Origin of the sequence: Chengkuizengella sediminis, from assembly GCF_010078385.1 — a bacterium.
In the GTDB taxonomy this organism is placed as follows: domain Bacteria; phylum Bacillota; class Bacilli; order Paenibacillales; family KCTC-33759; genus Chengkuizengella; species Chengkuizengella sediminis.
Genome location: NZ_SIJC01000013.1, coordinates 64,481 through 82,055 on the forward strand (window position 1 = coordinate 64,481; position 17,575 = coordinate 82,055).

Here is a 17,575-nt window from a genome sequence, read left to right on the forward strand (position 1 = left end):
GGAGGTTGCACTTAAATGGAATCATTATCACAGGTGATGAAAAGTATACCTGAGTCTAAGCAATTTGATTCTGGAAAAGAAAAAGTAAAACGTCTTTTGTCAGACCCTTTAATAAAAAAATTTCTATTAAAACATCCAGAACTAACGGATCGCGATCTAAAAGTACACATGAACCGTTTGTATGAATATGTAAAAGAATACAACCAGTGTGAGATGTGTCCTGGTTTAGAGAAATGCCCTAACGACTTTAAAGGACATTATACAAAATTATCAGTTGAAACTTCTAATGATTTGTCCCATATTTACGATCAAAAAGTTTCTTGTAAAAAACTCATTGCATCTCAAGCACAGGAAAAAATTAGAAAAAGGGTTCGAAGTTTTTACATTGATGAGCGTGCTTTAAATGAAGGTTATTCTGCAAATGAGATTTTAATGAAAGATGCTGAAAGATACGAATCTGCTAAATTAGTTTCTGAATATATAGTGAAAACAAAAACCGAAGGGTTATCAATAAAAGGATTGTTTTTACAGGGTGGTTTTGGTACTGGGAAGACCTTTTTAATGTGTTATATGTTATATGAATTGGCTAAAAAGGGGCATAGTGGAGTGATTGTTTATGTGCCTGATTTTATTGAAGATTTAAAGGATATGATGAAGGATTCCAAAAGGCTAAAAGATACAATTGAAATGTTAAAAACGACAGATTTATTAGTATTTGATGATATAGGTGCTGAGAATCTGAATCCTTGGGCTAGGGATCATGTTATAGGTACGATACTGAATTATAGAATGAATCGAAAACCAACCTTCTTTACTTCTAATTATGATATTAAAGGTCTAGAGAAACATTTTAGTTTTACCAATAAAGATGGAGAAGAAGAACATAAAGCACAGCGTTTAATGGATCGAATTGAGCCGTTTGTAAAGGTAATTGAAGTGAAGGGAACAAATAAACGAAGGGTGAATTAATTCATTTCAGGAAAGTTAGAAGAAACCCACATTTATATGGCTAATATATAAATGTGGGTTGTTATATTTAATGTATTAAATATGTACTAGTTACTAATAACAGACAAAATAGTGGCAATGATCGCGATGAGAAAGAAAATACCAGTAGATACTGCAAATCCGACACCAACATCAATAAAATCGTTTCTTGGTTCTTCATTTACGTGCAATTCAGGTTGTCTAGTTTCGCTCATATGAAATTCCCTCCTAAAATAGCTCAATTAGTATTAAGTATACCTAACCAAGTATATAATTGTAAAGCCACGCTAGTGACAATTGTGAGTCACTTCGCATAAATTATTTAATTGTGACCATAATAAATTTGAATCATGATTCTAGATTAGAAACATTCTAATTTAGATTTGAAATTAACTAACTTTATGTTATAATGTACAAATAATATTAGAAATTATACATTTTAAATAAAGGAGAATCAGTCATGGCTATCGTGAATGTATCAGATCAATCATTTAAAGGGGAAGTTGAGAGCACTGGAACTGTTCTTGTTGACTTTTGGGCACCTTGGTGCGGACCTTGTAAAATGGTAGCTCCAGTACTTGAAGAATTAGACGAAGAAATTGGTACTGAACTTAAAATTGCAAAAGTGAATGTGGATGACAATCCTGAGTCAGCTTCACGTTTTGGAGTAATGAGTATCCCAACTTTAATCGTATTTAAAGATGGAGCACCTGTAGATAAAGTTGTTGGATTCCAACCAAAAGATGCTTTGAAAAGCGTTGTATCTAAACACCTATAATTTAAAAATAACTAGTAAATGAAAAGCCCTCCTAAAAAGAGGGCTTTTTTTGCACATTAACTCCGCTGAAAGTTAATTAACTTTGTGCTATGATAAAATGAAATAGAAACATATGTGCTTAATGTATAGGGGAGAAGCAATGATGAGTGAATTAGAGAAACGGCAAAAAAAAATAGAACAAATAAAACATAAATTATCGCTGCTTCCGGATCAACCTGGATGTTATTTAATGAAAAATGAAAGCGGAGATATCATCTATGTTGGTAAAGCAAAAGTTTTAAAAAATAGAGTAAGATCTTATTTCACAGGAAGCCATGATGCAAAAACGCAAAAACTAGTGAGTCTGATTGAGGACTTTGAATATATTGTCACATCGAGTAATAAAGAAGCACTTATTTTAGAATGTAATCTTATAAAGGAACATCACCCACGTTACAACGTTATTCTAAAAGATGATAAAACATATCCTTATATTAAAATTACGAACGATACGCATCCTAGATTAGAGGTGACCAGAAAAGTCTTAAAAGATAAAGGTAAATATTTTGGTCCTTATCCGAGTGCATTTGCTGCACAGCAAACTAAAAAGCTATTAGATCGATTATATCCTTTACGTAAATGTAAAACGATACCTGACAAAGTTTGTTTATACTATCATTTAGGACAATGTGTAGCACCATGTGAATATGATGTAGATGAAAATCAATATGAAGAAATGGTTCAAGAGATTACGAAATTTTTAAATGGTGGTCACGAGCAAATCAAGGTTGAATTAATAAAACAAATGCATGATGCGGCAGAACAGCTGCAATTTGAAAAAGCTAAGGAATTCAGAGATCAGATTAAACACATCGAAGTTTTAATGGAACAGCAAAAAATTACAATGAAAGATAACATAGATCGGGATGTATTTGGATATGCCGTAGACAAAGGTTGGATGTGTGTGCAAATTTTGTATGTAAGGCAAGGGAAAATGATTGAACGTCATGCTTCCAGATTTCCGTATTATGGTGAAGCGTATGAAGATTTCATTTCTTATATCACTCAATACTATAGCGAAAATCCTGCTTTACCTAATGAGATTGTTTTACCTGATCGTAACGAGACAGAAAATATTGCTGAGGAAGGCATTAAAGAAGATTTGCAATCTTGGTTGAAAGTGAAGGTGCATTTACCTAAACGTGGATTAAAAAAACAAGCAGTGATCATGGCGAATGATAATGCAAAAATTGCACTTGAAGAAAAGTTCAAATTGATTGAGAGAGATGAAGAACGCACGACCAAAGCAGTAGAAAACTTAGGGAGATGGTTAGGTACAGATCCAATTCATCGTATCGAAGCTTTTGATAATTCCAATATTCAAGGTGCCAACCCAGTATCCGCCATGGTTGTTTTTGTGGATGGAAAACCTGAAAGAAAAGAATATCGTAAATATAAAATTAAAACAGTAAAAGGACCAGATGATTACGGCTCAATGCGAGAGGTTGTTAGAAGGCGATATGAGAGGGTATTAAAAGAAAACTTACCATTGCCCGATTTAGTCATTGTTGATGGAGGAAAAGGACAGATTTCAGCAGCGATTGAAATTTTAGAGGATGAGTTAGGTTTATTTATTCCTGTATGTGGTTTGGTGAAGGATGAAAAACATAAAACAGCACAACTTATGGTCGGAAATCCACCTGAGGTGATTCCTATTCCACGTGATCAGCAAGAGTTTTATTTACTGCAAAGAATTCAAGAAGAAGTTCACCGATTTGCGATTACATTCCATCGACAATCTAGAAGTAAATCAATGGTTGCCTCTCAGCTGGATTCCATTCCGGGCGTAGGGGAGAAAAGAAGAAAGAAATTATTAAAACACTTCGGATCATTAAAAAAAATCCGAGAGGCATCTATTGAAGATTTCAAACCCCTCGGAATTGGAGATAAACTAGCAGGGGAGATTATGACATCTCTTCGGGAGGATCAGGATAGTTCCTCTTAAATCTTTGATGAAATTTAAACATAATATAAGCAACAATGGCTGGTAACACCATATAAAATAAAGACAATAAAGCGTATTTGGAAAAATCAAAGTATACAAGTTGAAGTGAAAATAAAATACTATCTACAATGGCATGTGCAAAAACAGCTGTCATAAATCCGAATTTCAAAAAGATATAACCAAATATCAGACCAATGATCGTTACTTCAAAAAAACGAGTGTATGCAGGGTAGATTGGGTATGCCATATGTCCGATCGCCCAGACCATACTTGATATGATGACTGCAACAATCGTACTTCTAAAGATTTTTTTGAATAATGGAATTCCAAACCACCGATAGATTATTTCCTCGGAAATGGCAGCTGCCCATGCGATGAGAGGCATTAAACCAGGCATCCATAAATTATATGGTGAAAAAGTGAGATCACTTACTGACCATACATCAAAGAAAGTTTCTCCAATGAAATAAAATATACTTTGAACTGCTAATATAATGAAAGAAAATAAATATCCAAACCCCATTGCTTTTATTACATGGTTACCGTAATTTGGATTTTTTCTATTTGGCCATAGTGTCTCACTTCTGTCCTTCCAGATACCGTCAGCTGAAATGGATGTAAAGTAAAGAATTACACTGAGCAGAGCATATATAATAATGGATACAACCATCATGATAATGGCTGTGTCATTACCTTCTTCTGAAAACATCGCTCGATTAACGGGATACATATTAAAGTTGGTAATTGTGTAGATGGCAAGAAATATAAGTGTAAGTAAAATACCTTTGCTGAAAGAAATATGTTTTCTTAAAACAATGGAGATGATCAAAGCAATAATTCCAAAAATAACGTTGAAAATAATCATTAATACAGACATTAATGAAGCTTGATTATCTTGTTTCTCCATCCAAGTAACAAAAGGTTCTGGAATAGAGAAGGTCATATTAAACGAAATCACTTGATCTGCTTCGATTATTGTATGTAGCTGTAATTTGGCATCTGCTACACCTTCCTCATAACTTTCAAATATATAGTTGCTCATTTCGTTTTCATCTTGTGGTAATAAGTAAAAGTTGTTGATGTTATATCCTTGCTCGATTAAAAATAATTCAGCGATCTCTTGTTGTTGCAATTCTTCTGTATTCATATTTCCATCAATTGTTTTCCATCCAAGCACATTTCCACTAGTCATATGTATGTTAACTAGGTATTTTTGAGTGGCATCATTCACTTGAATTTGAAAGTAATCAATAGGGTTTGAATCTCCATACTGCTCATTATAATCTGAAACCAGATCATTTTTTTGCAAGTATCCACCTAACTGCTTTTGGGTTTGAAATGTAAGTAGGGTTTCTACCTGATTTACATCTACATTGTAGTGATCAAATAAAAACTGCAAAGCACTTTCTTCGGCTTGTTGTATACTGATCGTTTTTTCATCATTAAGGAGTACTTCTTCATTGTTTTCAGATGGTAAAAAACTCATAACTAAAAAGATGAAAAAACTGATTAATGCAATCAAAATGACATTACGAGTAGAATGGCTTTGTTCCATATACATAATCTCCTTTTCGGTATGCTGAATTTTAGGATATCATATTTTTCTAATAATTTCTTCTATTTTACATTTCATAAGTTTGTATGATATTGCATCTTTACTTTTTGAATCCAGTTTTGAGTTGTAGGATCAAGTGAATCCCAGTTTTTATACATTAATGAGGTTGTTCTCATCGTTTGTTTTAATTCTTTTAAATTGATGACCATTAAGTCATTATCTTCCAGTAAACTATCACGCAAATAAGAGTGTGGTAATAATGTTGCAGCTCTGAGAGTTGAAACTAAACGTAATATAGCTTCAAATGAATCAATTTCCATTTTGATTTCTGGATATACTTTATAATGATGGAATAACTCTTCCATTAATATGCGATACAAAGTACCTTTAGAAAAAAGAATCATCGGTAACTTATCTAAATCTTCTGTGTTGATCATTTTTTGCTTTGATAACTCATGTTCCTTTGGAATGACTAGTTTTAGATAATCATCAAATAAAGGCTCACAATGGATGTCCTTATCTTCCACTTTAGAAGCTACTAATCCAAAATCCACTCTATCCTTTTTCACCAGAGATAAGATTTCATGTGTTTTCCCTGTGATGGCTTTAATATCTGTTTCAGGTGAATCCTTCGTAATGAGCTGAATAAGATCAGGTAAAGTAGATTGTAGAGTGGTTAAGCTAGCTCCTATGATAATGCTTTTTTTAGTCCCATTTTTATAATCTAATACTGCTTTTTGAAATTTTTTATCTAATTCAATCATTTCAAGGGCATACTCATAACTAATGAAACCAATTGGAGTGAGTTTAAGACGGTTTCCTTTTCTATTAAATAAAGATACACCCAGTTGCTCTTCGAACTTACTAATTTTTCTGGATAATGCTGGTTGGGAAATATTTAATTTTTTGGCAGCTTGATTTAGACTATCTTCCTCAACTACGGCTACGAACATATGCATGATTTCCATTAGATCATTCCTTTATGCAATATTGTTATAATTAATTATAAAATAAATGCACTTCCATTATAAGCTATAAAGTTGTAATATAATAATTGTGTCTATTTGTTTACGATAACATGAATAAAAATTGAAACTGAAAAACTAAATTATTTATGGCGACACAGGATGAAAGGAGAACACTGGAACATGAAATTAAATTCATTCTATTCTCGTAAGTTACATTCCCTGTTGGGTGTGATTCCGCTAGGACTTTTCTTAGTTGAACATATGCTTACAAATTATGAGGCTTTTAATGCAGGCAAGGAAGGGTTTATTGAGTCGGTATTATGGCTAAACAGCTTACCTTTAGTATTATTTCTTGAAATTTTTGGAATTTGGCTTCCGTTATTGTATCATGGCGTGTATGGTTTGTATATTGCATTTCAAGCTAAACATAACGTGAACAACTATGGATATGTTCGTAATCACATGTTTATGTGGCAAAGAATAACGGGTGTCATTACTTTAATATTTGTCGTTTGGCATTTTTCAGATACTAGATTAAGGGTAGCAATAGGTTCTTTAGGACATGAGGATTTAGCGGCTCATATGCACAATACGCTATCAAATCCTTTGTTTTTTGCGTTGTATGTAATAGGGATCGTAGCTGCTTCCTTCCACTTTAGTAACGGAATGTGGTCTTTCTTAGTTAGTTGGGGCATTACAGTAGGTCCAAGAGCACAAAGAGTATCTTCCTACATATGGATGGGTGTATTTGTCATTTTATCCGTATTATTTGTCCTAGCTTTAACAGCTTTTACAGATGAATCCTTTGCTTTATCAACATTAGAATCAGTTCAGATACAAATCGGTTAAGAGGGAGTGAACAAGAGTGGCAAATTCTAAAATTATCGTAGTAGGTGGAGGATTAGCAGGGCTAATGGCGACAATTAAAGCAGCGGAAGCCGGAGTTCATGTAGACCTCTTATCCTTTGTACCAGTAAAAAGATCACACTCCGTTTGTGCACAAGGTGGCATTAACGGAGCTGTAAATACAAAAGGGGAAGGCGATTCTCCTTGGGAACATTTTGATGATTCCATTTATGGTGGAGACTTTTTAGCGAACCAACCACCAGTTAAAGCAATGTGTGATGCAGCACCAGGAATCATTCATTTAATGGATCGCATGGGTGTTATGTTTAATCGTACCCCAGAAGGGTTGCTTGATTTCCGAAGATTCGGAGGTACAAAACATCATCGTACAGCATTTGCGGGTGCAACAACAGGACAACAATTATTATATGCATTAGATGAGCAAGTTCGTAGATATGAAACTGCAGGTTTAGTTACAAAATATGAACACTGGGAATTTATTTCTGCTGTTATAGATGATAGCGGTGTATGTCGAGGTGTTTCAGCTCAAAACTTACGTAGTATGGAAATCACTACTTTTGTTGCAGATGCGGTAATACTAGCAACAGGAGGTCCAGGAATTATTTTTGGTAAATCTACAAACTCTGTCATTAACACAGGAACAGCGGCAAGTGCCGTATATCAGCAAGGTGTTAATTATGCAAATGGTGAATTTATTCAGATACATCCAACAGCTATACCGGGGGATGACAAACTTAGATTAATGTCTGAGTCCGCACGTGGTGAGGGTGGTAGAGTTTGGACATATAAAGATGGAAAACCATGGTATTTCTTGGAAGAGAAGTATCCAGCGTACGGTAACTTAGTGCCAAGGGATATTGCTACAAGAGAAATTTTCGATGTTTGTGTGAATCAGAAGTTAGGTGTAAACGGTGAAAACATGGTTTACTTAGATTTATCTCACAAAGATCCTAAGGAATTAGATGTAAAACTAGGTGGAATTATTGAAATATACGAGAAGTTTATGGGTGACGATCCTCGTAAAATTCCGATGAAAATTTTCCCTGCCGTACATTATTCTATGGGAGGACTATGGGTAGATTATAATCAAATGACGAATATCCCTGGTTTGTTTGCAGCAGGAGAAGTAGATTATCAATACCACGGTGGTAATCGATTAGGAGCTAACTCCTTATTATCCTCAATCTTCGGGGGTATGGTAGCTGGACCTAAAGCGATCGAATATATAAAAGGTTTGGATAATTTTGCAGAAGATGTATCATCTAAAGTATTTGAAGCAGAGAACAAGAAACAAACGCAAAAATACGAAGATATTTTAAAAATGGATGGTACGGAAAATGCTTACAAGCTTCATAAAGAATTAGGAGAATGGATGACAAACAATGTCACTGTTGTTCGATATAATAAAAAACTTCAAGAAACAGATGATAAAATAGTAGAGCTAATGGAACGATATAAAAACATTAACATTAACGATACTGCAGGATGGAGTAATCAAGGTGCTTCCTTTACTCGTCAATTATGGAACATGTTTGAACTCGCCCGTGTTATTACTATAGGAGCATTAAAAAGGGATGAAAGTCGTGGAGCTCATTATAAACCAGATTTTCCTGAACGTAATGATGAGAAATTCATGAAAACTACAAAAGCTTCATTTACTCCTAATGGACCAAGTATCGATTACGAAGAAGTAGATGCTTCATTAATCAAACCTCGTTTACGTGACTATTCTTCAGATAAGAAGAAAGGAGCCGCTAAAAAATGAGTGCAGAAACGCAAAATAAAACAATAAAATTTATTGTAACTCGTCAAGAAAATCAAAAATCAAAACCTTATAAAGAGGAATTTGAAATTCCGTATCGTCCAAATATGAATGTGATTGGCGCATTGATGGAAGTACAAAGAAACCCTGTTAATATTAAGGGTGAAAAAACAACACCTGTTACTTGGGAATCCAATTGTTTGGAGGAAGTATGTGGTGCATGTTCTATGGTTATTAACGGAAAACCTCAACAAGCATGTACGGCACTAGTGGACAAATTAGAGCAACCGATCAGAATAGAACCGATGTCTACATTCCCTGTTGTAAGAGATGTTGTCATTGATCGTGGACGTATGTTTGATTCTCTTAAAAGAGTGAAGGCTTGGATTCCAATCGATGGGACGTATGATTTAGGTCCAGGACCTCGTATGGCTGAATCAAAACGTCAATGGGCTTATGAGCTATCGAAGTGTATGACATGTGGAGTTTGTTTGGAAGCTTGTCCAAATGTAAGTGAAAAGACAAACTTTATGGGACCCGCTCCTTTATCTCAAGTTCGTTTGTTCAATGCACATCCTACAGGTGAAATGAATCAAGAAGAACGTTTAGATACGATTATGCAAGATGGTGGACTTGAAGGCTGTGGTAATTCACAAAACTGTGTGATGTCTTGTCCTAAGGGAATCCCATTAACAACTTCCATTGCTGCACTGAATAAAGATACGACAAAACAATTATTCAAGAAATGGCTTGGAATGTAACTTGATTTTGATTCAGAAAAACCCGACCTTAAAGTCGGGTTTCTTTTTTATCATTTCATCCTCATGATGGATGAAGCAGTGCGTTTAGAAAAAGATAATAGAGGTGTTTTTAAATGGAAACAACAGAGCAATTAGAAATGATGTTAAAAGAAGTTGAAATATGGGAAAAACAACAAGACGATTTATGGTTTTGGGAAAAAATCGGAAGAATACCTTTTTTAATCTTAGATAAAATTACACCAAAATTTATCCACAAAAAAATAAATCTAATATTAGAAGAACTAGTAAGTTATATTGATAATGGTGGAAAATATTTAACAAATCAAAAACAAGTGCTAAAACGATTTTCAAAATATAATATAAATATGGATGTTAATGAAATAAATGATATCCATACTACTATACCAATACATATCATGAATAGTGTATCACAAGAAATTAGGAAATCACATAAAGATATTGCCACGTTGCAAGGTGCTACCACAGGTTTTGGAGGAATTTTTACATTAGCAATAGATATTCCTGCTATTCTAGGTTTATCATTAAAAACATTACAGGATATAGCAGTTTCATATGGTTATGATCCAAGGGATAAAGATGAACGAATATTTATTATAAAGTGTTTACAATTTGCTTCTTCTGATATTGTTGGTAAAAAAGTAATATTAAATGATTTGAAAGATTTTAATAATAGAGATAGAGAAAAAGAAGCCCTTTCTCAAATACAAGGGTGGCGAGAAGTTATTGTGGTTTATAGAGATAATTTTGGTTGGAAAAAATTATTTCAAATGATACCCATAGCAGGAATGTTATTCGGTGCTTTTATAAATAAACAATCAATCGATGATGTTGCAGAAGCTGGAATGATGTTATATAAGAAAAGAAAGATAATAGAAAGATTAACAGATCAACAAGATGAAAATTAAAGATGATCTATAATGTTAAATAAACATAACAATCTTTCGCAATCTTAATATTAATCTAAAATTTTTCCTTCAAAAGGATTTCCGTTGTTAGGTTCAACTAATGTTGCAACTTGTTGAATGAATTTCTTTGTCTTTTCATCTTTAAGTCGATAAGATACTTCAAGACCATTTCTTTCCCCTGCAATAATACCTGCTGCTCTTAGTTTTTGTAAATGTGTTGAAACTGATGATTGGGGTATGTTCATACAATTCTCCATGAAAGAAACATTACATTGCTCCTTTTTCAGTAAGCCGATGACAATACACAATCTAACGGGATGACCGATTACTTTTAACATATCGGCTGTTTCTTGATATGGTTTAAAATCCACTCTATTTCACCCTTTAAATAATATTATTATATTTAGATATTACGATGTAACTGAATAGAAGTAAAGTTTTTTTATAGTTTTAGATATGGCTTTAATAACAATTTGTAATGAGTCAACCAGTGGTTATTAGGAATTTCTTAAGAATTTCTTCATTTTTGTTTAATGAGATTATTAAGAATTGATCATTATACTTAATAAGAGATTAGGAATGAGGTGTGACTGTGATGAGCTATACGATTTTAGTAACGGATGACAAGGAGGAGATTAGGGATGGTATTGAAATTTATTTAAAAAACGAAGGTTATCAAGTGCTAAAAGCAGCCAACGGTGTTGAAACGATTAAATTGTTAGAACACCATGATGTACATTTAATTATTTTGGATATTATGATGCCTGAAATGGATGGAATCCAAACGACGTTTAAAATACGTGAGAAATATAACATTCCAATTATTGTGCTTAGTGCAAAAGCTGAAGATTCAGATAAAATCCATGGTTTATCAGTAGGGGCTGATGATTATATTACAAAGCCCTTTCATCCAATGGAATTGGTGGCACGAGTGAAATCACAAATGCGTAGGTATGTTCAACTAGGGACATACAATGAGCAACAATCATCAACTGAGGTAAATGGTTTAGTTCTTGACCGGGAGGCAAAGGAAGTTAAGGTGGATGGTAAGTCAATTAAACTAACCCCAATTGAGTATAAGATTACTGAACTATTATTGCTTAATGCAGGGCGTGTTTTTTCCATTAATGATATTTATGAACGTGTTTGGCAAGAAGAAGCATATAACGCTGAAAATATTGTAGCCGTTCACATTCGAAAAATACGCGAGAAAATAGAAGAAAATCCCAAAAATCCTCGTTATATAAAGGTTGTATGGGGGATTGGCTATAAGATTGAAAAGTAATACTAATTGAAAAATTTATATTTATGTAATAGATATAATGAATGGCTTTAAAGGGAGGTGTTTCAAAAGTATGCGCAGAAACTTTTTTAAAACATTTAGTTGGTGTTTATTATTAAGTGTTGTTTTCTTGTCCATCTTCATAACTATTGATAATGCTGAACGATTTATAGGTACAGATGATTATTTTGATAGTGAACAATTCACATATTCCTATAATAACTTTTTAGATTATTTAGGTTTAATGGAATTAACAAATATACCTGATTTAGAAAATATCACTATTGACAAATCTTATATAAATGATTATAGAAATCGCTATGGTAGTTTAAGTGAGCAATTATCAGCGATTGAAACCGATTATAATTTACGTATTTCAGAGGCACAAAATTTCGGGAATACTGCAGCTGTTGATGCACTTAAAAAAGAGAGAGACCTTAAAATAAATGACATAAAGAAAATATTTGAGGATGATTCTTATGTAGAGGAAAAAATAAGAGTAGAATTGCAAGAGGAATTTAACTCCTATTTACAACTTTTACAAAATGAACAACAGTTAGATTACAACATTTTTAGTTATGAACTAAGAAATATAGAAACTGGTGAAATTTTTTCAAAGGGAGATCTGTCAGAGCAAACAGCACTTTCTAGGAAGTATAACGATAAAAATGGGTTTTTAAAGTTACCATTAGCATCGCACAATATCAGTAGATCACTAATGCTTGATCAGTTATTAGAAGGTAGCTCTGTTATGTATGAGGGAAAAATCATAATTCCAACTTCTAAAACACACTTAATTCCTGATTACCAGTCATTTAAAATAGAAAGAAACATAACTTTATCATCAATGGTTATAGGTATAATTGCTTTAGTCACTATTTTATTTAAATTCAAGTTTCGAAAATCATGGTTTCGAGATGGATTTATGATGCGTCTTTTTGATAAATGTCCGTTGGAAATATGGCTTCTATTATTAATTTTTAATGTGGTAGTGTTATCTGCTTTTTTAACTATACTAATGGGCTACTTTAATTTATTTTTTTACGGCAATTTTCAAATTTCTTTGGGGATCCTTATTTCTCAAATCGTTGTAGTTTTTTCTTTATGGTTAGGCATTTATCAATTGATTTGGATATATGAAAAGGTTAGAGATAGAAACGGTTTGATTACAAAAATAAAAAACAGTTTGATTGCTAAGTTTTTGTATACAATTCAAGATGTATTTGCAAAAACTTCTATTGGAATACAAGTATTGTTAACCTTAATTTTAATATTTGTCTGGGGCTCATTGACAACGTCTATAATACAGTTTGCATATTATTCTAATATTGCTTTTATGTATGTTTTATTTATTCTTTTCATTGGGATACCTTTAGTAACGTTAATATTTAGAAAAATTGGTTATTTGAATCGGGTGTTTATTGCAACAGAACGTTTAGTTGATGGTACTTTACATGATCCTGTACCTGAAAAAGGAAAATCAGTAATAGCAAAACATGCAGCAAATTTAAATAAACTAAGAACTGGAATTAAGACCTCATTAACAGAGCAAGCCAAAAGTGAACGATTAAAAACAGAATTGATTACAAATGTTAGTCATGATTTGAGAACACCACTTACGTCAATAATCACATATACAGATTTATTGAAAAATCAGGAACTGACGGAAGAAGAGAGAATAGAATATGTAAAAATATTGGAACGCAAGTCCAACCGCTTAAAAATATTGATTGAGGATTTGTTTGAAGTATCAAAGATGGCTAGTGGGAACTTAGAACTGCATAAACATGAGGTAGATTTGACACAATTATTACAGCAAGTGTTAGGTGAACATCAAGAACAACTTGAACAATCAGGGCTTGAACTCAAAGTAGCAATACCAGAAACATCTGTTATTGCAAATGTGGATGGACAAAGATGGTGGCGCGTATTAGATAATCTAATCGTTAATGCTATGAAATATTCACTTAAAGGATCGAGAGTATATGTTGCATTAAAGCATGAGAATGGACAAGCAGAATTTGTAATAAAAAATGTAACTAAATATGAGCTTGGAGAAAATATTAATGAATTGCTTGAACGATTTAAACGAGCAGATAAGTCACGTCATACAGAAGGATCTGGGTTAGGGCTTGCTATCGCCCAATCCATTGTTGATTTGCATGGAGGTATACTCAAGATAGAGTTAGATGGGGATTTATTTAAAGTAACAGTTCAAATTGCAACTTCTTAAAAATAGGTACTAAAAAAAATTAGTACTTACCTATAAAACCTACTGATGATAACATGAACCTAAATTAAATTTGTTTGGTTTATGTAATGATTGAAGGATTTGAGCAAATGATTACGTCTAAATGAATAGTTACGTAACAACAAATCTATTTAATTGAACCCAGTAGGTGAATATATATGAAAAATATTTTAATCTTATCAGAAGGTTTTGGCACTGGGCACACTCAAACTGCCAACGCTATTGCACAAGGTTTAAATCTAAATGATTCCAATTTACAGTGTCAAGTATTAGAACTTGGAAAATCACTTCATCCCTTTCTAGCACCTGTCATTTTAAAACTTTATAAAAAGGCAGTTTTTAGTCACCCTAAATTATATGGGTGGTTATATCAATCTCAAAATGAAGGTGTTACTAAACCAATTTCTCAGTTAGCAGTACACAAAATTTTTTATGCTCAGACTTATAAATTCATTCAGCAATATAAACCAGATGTGATTATTTGCACACACCCTTTCCCTAATATGGTTATTTCTAGACTTAAACGAAGGGGGTTGAACATTCCCTTAATTACAGTCATTACAGATTATAATCTTCATCAAGCTTGGCTAACGAATGAATGCGATATTTATTTTATATCTAATTTTGAAATGAAGTTAAAAATGATTCAAAATGGAGTACCAGCACATAAAATAAAAGTTTCTGGTATTCCTATAGATCCTAATTTTTTGGTAAAGCATAACAAAAAAACGATTCGTGATCAATTTGATTTGAAGGAGATGCCAACTATTCTTGTTATGGGTGGTGGTTGGGGGGTACTCAATTATGAGGAGTTATTAACCCAACTTTTATCATGGAAAGAAAAAATACAGATTGTTATCTGTCTAGGAAACAATAAAGAAGCATTTACTCAATTATCAACAAACCCTTTGTTCCAACATCCAAATATTAAAATACAAGGATATACGAAATACATTAATAAATTGATGGATGTTTCCGATCTTTTGATTACCAAACCAGGTGGAATCACTTCCACAGAAGCAATTGCAAAAAAGTTACCAATGTTATTTTTAAATCCAATTCCTGGTCAAGAGGAAGAAAACTGCAAGTTTTTTGTGAAATATCAATTAGGAGAGAAAATTGACACTTTTAATCAACTAAATCAACGATTGAATCAATTGATAAAAAAAGATGAGAATCGGGTTGAGTTTTTACCAGCAAAATATAATTACCATCCTGAAAAATGTATGGATGAGATCTTTCAATCTGTCTATAAAAAAGTGATATAGAATGTTTTTTCATTATTTAGTTGTATTAAGTGCAGGGTAAATAAAAATGAGCTCGTCTATTATTATACAGATAAGATCAAATTAAATAAGCTTTATAACTAAGTAAAAAGGAGTTTTTCCAATGTTAGTTAAAAAGTTATTAATATGGACAGAAGTAATTACTTTAAGTGTCACGTTATCCATTATAACTTTTGTAGTTTCATCAAGTTGATTTTTAATACACTTTAACAATTTATTAATACTAAGTAAGAGGTTCACCAATCAGTGAAGTTTTTTTGGAATTATTGTGCGATATGTTATTAAACTGAAAGATTCATTTACTTGACGATATTGGCTTAAAAAGGACGATTATCAATGAAAAAAAGATTTAGAGATATAAAATATTACTTTATTCGATTGTTTCGATTAAAAGGCGGGGCTAAACAAATTTCTCTTGGATTTTCATTAGGATTTATTCCATGTTGGTTTCCTACGTTTGGAATCGGTCCTATATTATCTATTGCTATAGCAAAAATATTTAAGGCAAATATGGTTGCAACGCTCATAGCAGCATCATTAGGATCTTTTATTTGGCCATTATTATTTATCGGGAATTATCAAATAGGAGAATTGCTATTTTTTCGTTTAGAGCATATGAATGCCTTAACGATGACATATGATTTTATGATAGGAGCAGTAATTAACAGTATTTTAAGCAGTATTATATTGTATTTTGTATTATATTATATTTTCAAGAGATACCGTATTCCGATTTTGAAAAAAATGAAGAGTAAGAAAAAAATCATCTTAAATAAAAAACTTGAACATAAAGGCTCTAAATCATATCACTCATAAAAAATTGAAAAGAATCCCGTCGTAATCAAATCGATACGGGATTCTTTTCATTATAAAAATGTAAAGTGAACCTGACGTAAAGTAAGTTTTACAGTAAAATATACTTTACGTAAAGCTTACTTTATATTTAAGAAAAAAAGAGAGGTGATGAATTGAAGAACAAAGTGGTTGAGTATAGAAAGAAATTTGATCTTTCGCAAGATAAGTTAGCAGAAAAGATAGGTGTATCAAGACAAACAATTATTTCAATTGAAAAAGGGAAATACAATCCATCACTTCCTCTAGCTATGATAATAGCTGAAATATTTCAATCAAATGTAGAAAGTATATTTATTTTAGAAGATGAAGATTATAAGTGAAATTATTAAAATTGGAGGTTCAGATCATATATGAGTATAAGATTATGGTATACAATATTAGGTTTCCTTTTATTAATAGAAAGTGTGCTATAGGAGCTGTTGCAATCCTTGGAGCTCTAACTATTATGACTTTTTCTCTTTCAATGGTTGTATTATCAAAAATTTATTAAGGTGTCATTAATCATTTATTTATAAGATTTAATTTGGAGGGGGTATTTATTTGGGATTATAATAAACCCCTTATTTATCTAATTTTAATGATAAATAAGGGTCTATATTATTAATTCACTTTCCTATTTACTTAAATGTTTAATTGTTATATATCTCTACGCATCGCTTTTAGTACATCTATTGTTGTCGCTTTTTTCGAAGGTCGCCACCCTGAAAATATAGCTACTAATAAACTAATTGAGACTGAAGTGGCAACTAATGAGATTGGGATATAAGTCAACATTATATTATGAGTGTCTACTCCTTCATTACCACTAAGAGTTTCAATAAGCATTGGTGTTGCAAAATTAATAACAAAACTTGTTGCATAAGCAAATACAGTACCAATAAATGCACCTATCAGGCCAATATAACTGCTTTCAATTAGGAAGATTTGTTTTATTGTTGATGGGTGTGCTCCAATTGCTTTCATAATGCCAATATCTTGCGTACGCTCTGTAACTGCCATTGTCATCGTGTTATAGATACCGATAGAAGCAATAATTAAGGCAATGGTTCCAACAAATATCAATCCAATCTTTATAACTAGAAATATAATATTGATTTGTCCCAGTTCACTTGTAACAGAATAGTTCCCATAACCAAGCTCATTCAATTTTTCAGTTACATCACTCACATTTTCTAAATTATTTGTATATATTTTTACGTCGTCATAAGTTTTTTCATTATCTAAATTTAAGTTTTCAAGATCTTCGTCGTTACTTTGTTCTGAATTAAGAAAAGTTTTCATTGTAAAATCTTCAATTTCTTTTAGTAACGGTT

At 32.3% G+C, this 17,575-nt stretch carries 17 protein-coding genes; 12 read left to right on the plus strand and 5 right to left on the minus strand.

What is annotated here, in order from left to right:
* The first annotated feature begins 15 nt into the window (after positions 1-15).
* On the plus strand, positions 16-969 hold the full coding sequence (gene dnaI, locus EPK97_RS18855) for a primosomal protein DnaI (RefSeq protein WP_162038174.1): 954 nt from the start codon (positions 16-18) through the stop codon (positions 967-969).
* An 86-nt stretch (positions 970-1,055) separates the two neighbouring features.
* On the opposite strand, the gene EPK97_RS18860 is transcribed toward dnaI, so the two are convergent.
* Positions 1,056-1,202: a YqzM family protein gene (locus EPK97_RS18860; RefSeq protein ID WP_162038175.1), complete on the minus strand. Its 147-nt coding sequence runs from the start codon at positions 1,200-1,202 to the stop codon at positions 1,056-1,058.
* Between the two features lie 245 nt (positions 1,203-1,447).
* Here EPK97_RS18860 and trxA point away from each other — a divergent pair, with 245 nt between their 5' ends.
* Both trxA and uvrC read left to right on the plus strand, forming a co-directional pair.
* Positions 1,448-1,765, plus strand: a complete 318-nt coding sequence (trxA, locus tag EPK97_RS18865; protein ID WP_162038176.1) for a thioredoxin — start codon at positions 1,448-1,450, stop codon at positions 1,763-1,765.
* A 142-nt stretch (positions 1,766-1,907) separates the two neighbouring features.
* Positions 1,908-3,749, plus strand: a complete 1,842-nt coding sequence (uvrC, locus tag EPK97_RS18870) for an excinuclease ABC subunit UvrC (protein ID WP_162038177.1) — start codon at positions 1,908-1,910, stop codon at positions 3,747-3,749.
* Here uvrC and EPK97_RS18875 read toward each other — a convergent pair.
* Together EPK97_RS18875 and EPK97_RS18880 are read right to left on the minus strand one after the other, a co-directional pair.
* On the minus strand, positions 3,709-5,304 hold the full coding sequence (locus EPK97_RS18875; RefSeq protein WP_162038178.1) for a CPBP family intramembrane glutamic endopeptidase: 1,596 nt from the start codon (positions 5,302-5,304) through the stop codon (positions 3,709-3,711). The genes uvrC and EPK97_RS18875 overlap by 41 nt on opposite strands.
* Positions 5,305-5,378: 74 nt before the next feature.
* Complete coding sequence (locus EPK97_RS18880; RefSeq protein WP_162038179.1) at positions 5,379-6,272, minus strand: LysR family transcriptional regulator; 894 nt, start codon at positions 6,270-6,272, stop codon at positions 5,379-5,381.
* A gap of 180 nt (positions 6,273-6,452) precedes the next feature.
* On the opposite strand from EPK97_RS18880, the gene EPK97_RS18885 reads away from it, so the two are divergent.
* The 4 genes from EPK97_RS18885 (at position 6,453) to EPK97_RS18900 (ending at position 10,588) form a co-directional block, all read left to right on the plus strand.
* Complete coding sequence (locus tag EPK97_RS18885) at positions 6,453-7,121, plus strand: succinate dehydrogenase cytochrome b558 subunit (protein ID WP_162038180.1); 669 nt, start codon at positions 6,453-6,455, stop codon at positions 7,119-7,121.
* A gap of 16 nt (positions 7,122-7,137) precedes the next feature.
* Positions 7,138-8,904, plus strand: coding sequence for a succinate dehydrogenase flavoprotein subunit (gene sdhA / locus EPK97_RS18890; RefSeq protein ID WP_162038181.1), 1,767 nt, complete (start codon positions 7,138-7,140; stop codon positions 8,902-8,904).
* A complete protein-coding gene (sdhB, locus tag EPK97_RS18895; protein WP_162038182.1) occupies positions 8,901-9,662 on the plus strand; it encodes a succinate dehydrogenase iron-sulfur subunit in 762 nt (253 codons plus the stop codon). The genes sdhA and sdhB overlap by 4 nt, the downstream gene beginning before the upstream one ends.
* Positions 9,663-9,799: 137 nt before the next feature.
* The gene (locus EPK97_RS18900) at positions 9,800-10,588 is read left to right on the plus strand and encodes an EcsC family protein (RefSeq protein WP_240903889.1); all 789 of its coding nucleotides are present in this window, start codon (positions 9,800-9,802) and stop codon (positions 10,586-10,588) included.
* A 50-nt stretch (positions 10,589-10,638) separates the two neighbouring features.
* Here EPK97_RS18900 and EPK97_RS18905 read toward each other — a convergent pair whose 3' ends face one another.
* Complete coding sequence (locus EPK97_RS18905) at positions 10,639-10,959, minus strand: ArsR/SmtB family transcription factor (protein ID WP_338075737.1); 321 nt, start codon at positions 10,957-10,959, stop codon at positions 10,639-10,641.
* A 224-nt stretch (positions 10,960-11,183) separates the two neighbouring features.
* Here EPK97_RS18905 and EPK97_RS18910 point away from each other — a divergent pair, with 224 nt between their 5' ends.
* From EPK97_RS18910 to EPK97_RS18930, 5 genes are all read left to right on the plus strand, one after another.
* A complete protein-coding gene (locus tag EPK97_RS18910) occupies positions 11,184-11,873 on the plus strand; it encodes a response regulator transcription factor (RefSeq protein ID WP_170295578.1) in 690 nt (229 codons plus the stop codon).
* A gap of 70 nt (positions 11,874-11,943) precedes the next feature.
* Positions 11,944-14,103 (plus strand): sensor histidine kinase, encoded by a 2,160-nt coding sequence (locus EPK97_RS18915; RefSeq protein WP_162038184.1) that lies wholly within the window; start codon positions 11,944-11,946, stop codon positions 14,101-14,103.
* Between the two features lie 176 nt (positions 14,104-14,279).
* On the plus strand, positions 14,280-15,389 hold the full coding sequence (locus EPK97_RS18920) for an MGDG synthase family glycosyltransferase (RefSeq protein WP_162038185.1): 1,110 nt from the start codon (positions 14,280-14,282) through the stop codon (positions 15,387-15,389).
* Between the two features lie 354 nt (positions 15,390-15,743).
* On the plus strand, positions 15,744-16,223 hold the full coding sequence (locus EPK97_RS18925) for a DUF2062 domain-containing protein (RefSeq protein WP_162038186.1): 480 nt from the start codon (positions 15,744-15,746) through the stop codon (positions 16,221-16,223).
* Positions 16,224-16,375: 152 nt separating this feature from the next.
* Complete coding sequence (locus tag EPK97_RS18930) at positions 16,376-16,582, plus strand: helix-turn-helix transcriptional regulator (protein WP_162038187.1); 207 nt, start codon at positions 16,376-16,378, stop codon at positions 16,580-16,582.
* 316 nt (positions 16,583-16,898) lie between these two features.
* Here the strand turns inward: EPK97_RS18930 and EPK97_RS18935 are convergent.
* Positions 16,899-17,575: ABC transporter permease (locus tag EPK97_RS18935; RefSeq protein ID WP_162038188.1), on the minus strand; the 677-nt coding region annotated here is incomplete at its 5' end.

Coding starts and splice junctions, on each gene's coding strand:
- dnaI (WP_162038174.1), top strand. CDS start 16: ATGGAATCATTATCACAGGTGATGAAAAGTATACCTGAGTCTAAGCAA.
- EPK97_RS18860 (WP_162038175.1), bottom strand. CDS start 1,202: ATGAGCGAAACTAGACAACCTGAATTGCACGTAAATGAAGAACCAAGA.
- trxA (WP_162038176.1), top strand. CDS start 1,448: ATGGCTATCGTGAATGTATCAGATCAATCATTTAAAGGGGAAGTTGAG.
- uvrC (WP_162038177.1), top strand. CDS start 1,908: ATGAGTGAATTAGAGAAACGGCAAAAAAAAATAGAACAAATAAAACAT.
- EPK97_RS18875 (WP_162038178.1), bottom strand. CDS start 5,304: ATGGAACAAAGCCATTCTACTCGTAATGTCATTTTGATTGCATTAATC.
- EPK97_RS18880 (WP_162038179.1), bottom strand. CDS start 6,272: ATGGAAATCATGCATATGTTCGTAGCCGTAGTTGAGGAAGATAGTCTA.
- EPK97_RS18885 (WP_162038180.1), top strand. CDS start 6,453: ATGAAATTAAATTCATTCTATTCTCGTAAGTTACATTCCCTGTTGGGT.
- sdhB (WP_162038182.1), top strand. CDS start 8,901: ATGAGTGCAGAAACGCAAAATAAAACAATAAAATTTATTGTAACTCGT.
- EPK97_RS18900 (WP_240903889.1), top strand. CDS start 9,800: ATGATGTTAAAAGAAGTTGAAATATGGGAAAAACAACAAGACGATTTA.
- EPK97_RS18910 (WP_170295578.1), top strand. CDS start 11,184: ATGAGCTATACGATTTTAGTAACGGATGACAAGGAGGAGATTAGGGAT.
- EPK97_RS18915 (WP_162038184.1), top strand. CDS start 11,944: ATGCGCAGAAACTTTTTTAAAACATTTAGTTGGTGTTTATTATTAAGT.
- EPK97_RS18920 (WP_162038185.1), top strand. CDS start 14,280: ATGAAAAATATTTTAATCTTATCAGAAGGTTTTGGCACTGGGCACACT.
- EPK97_RS18925 (WP_162038186.1), top strand. CDS start 15,744: ATGAAAAAAAGATTTAGAGATATAAAATATTACTTTATTCGATTGTTT.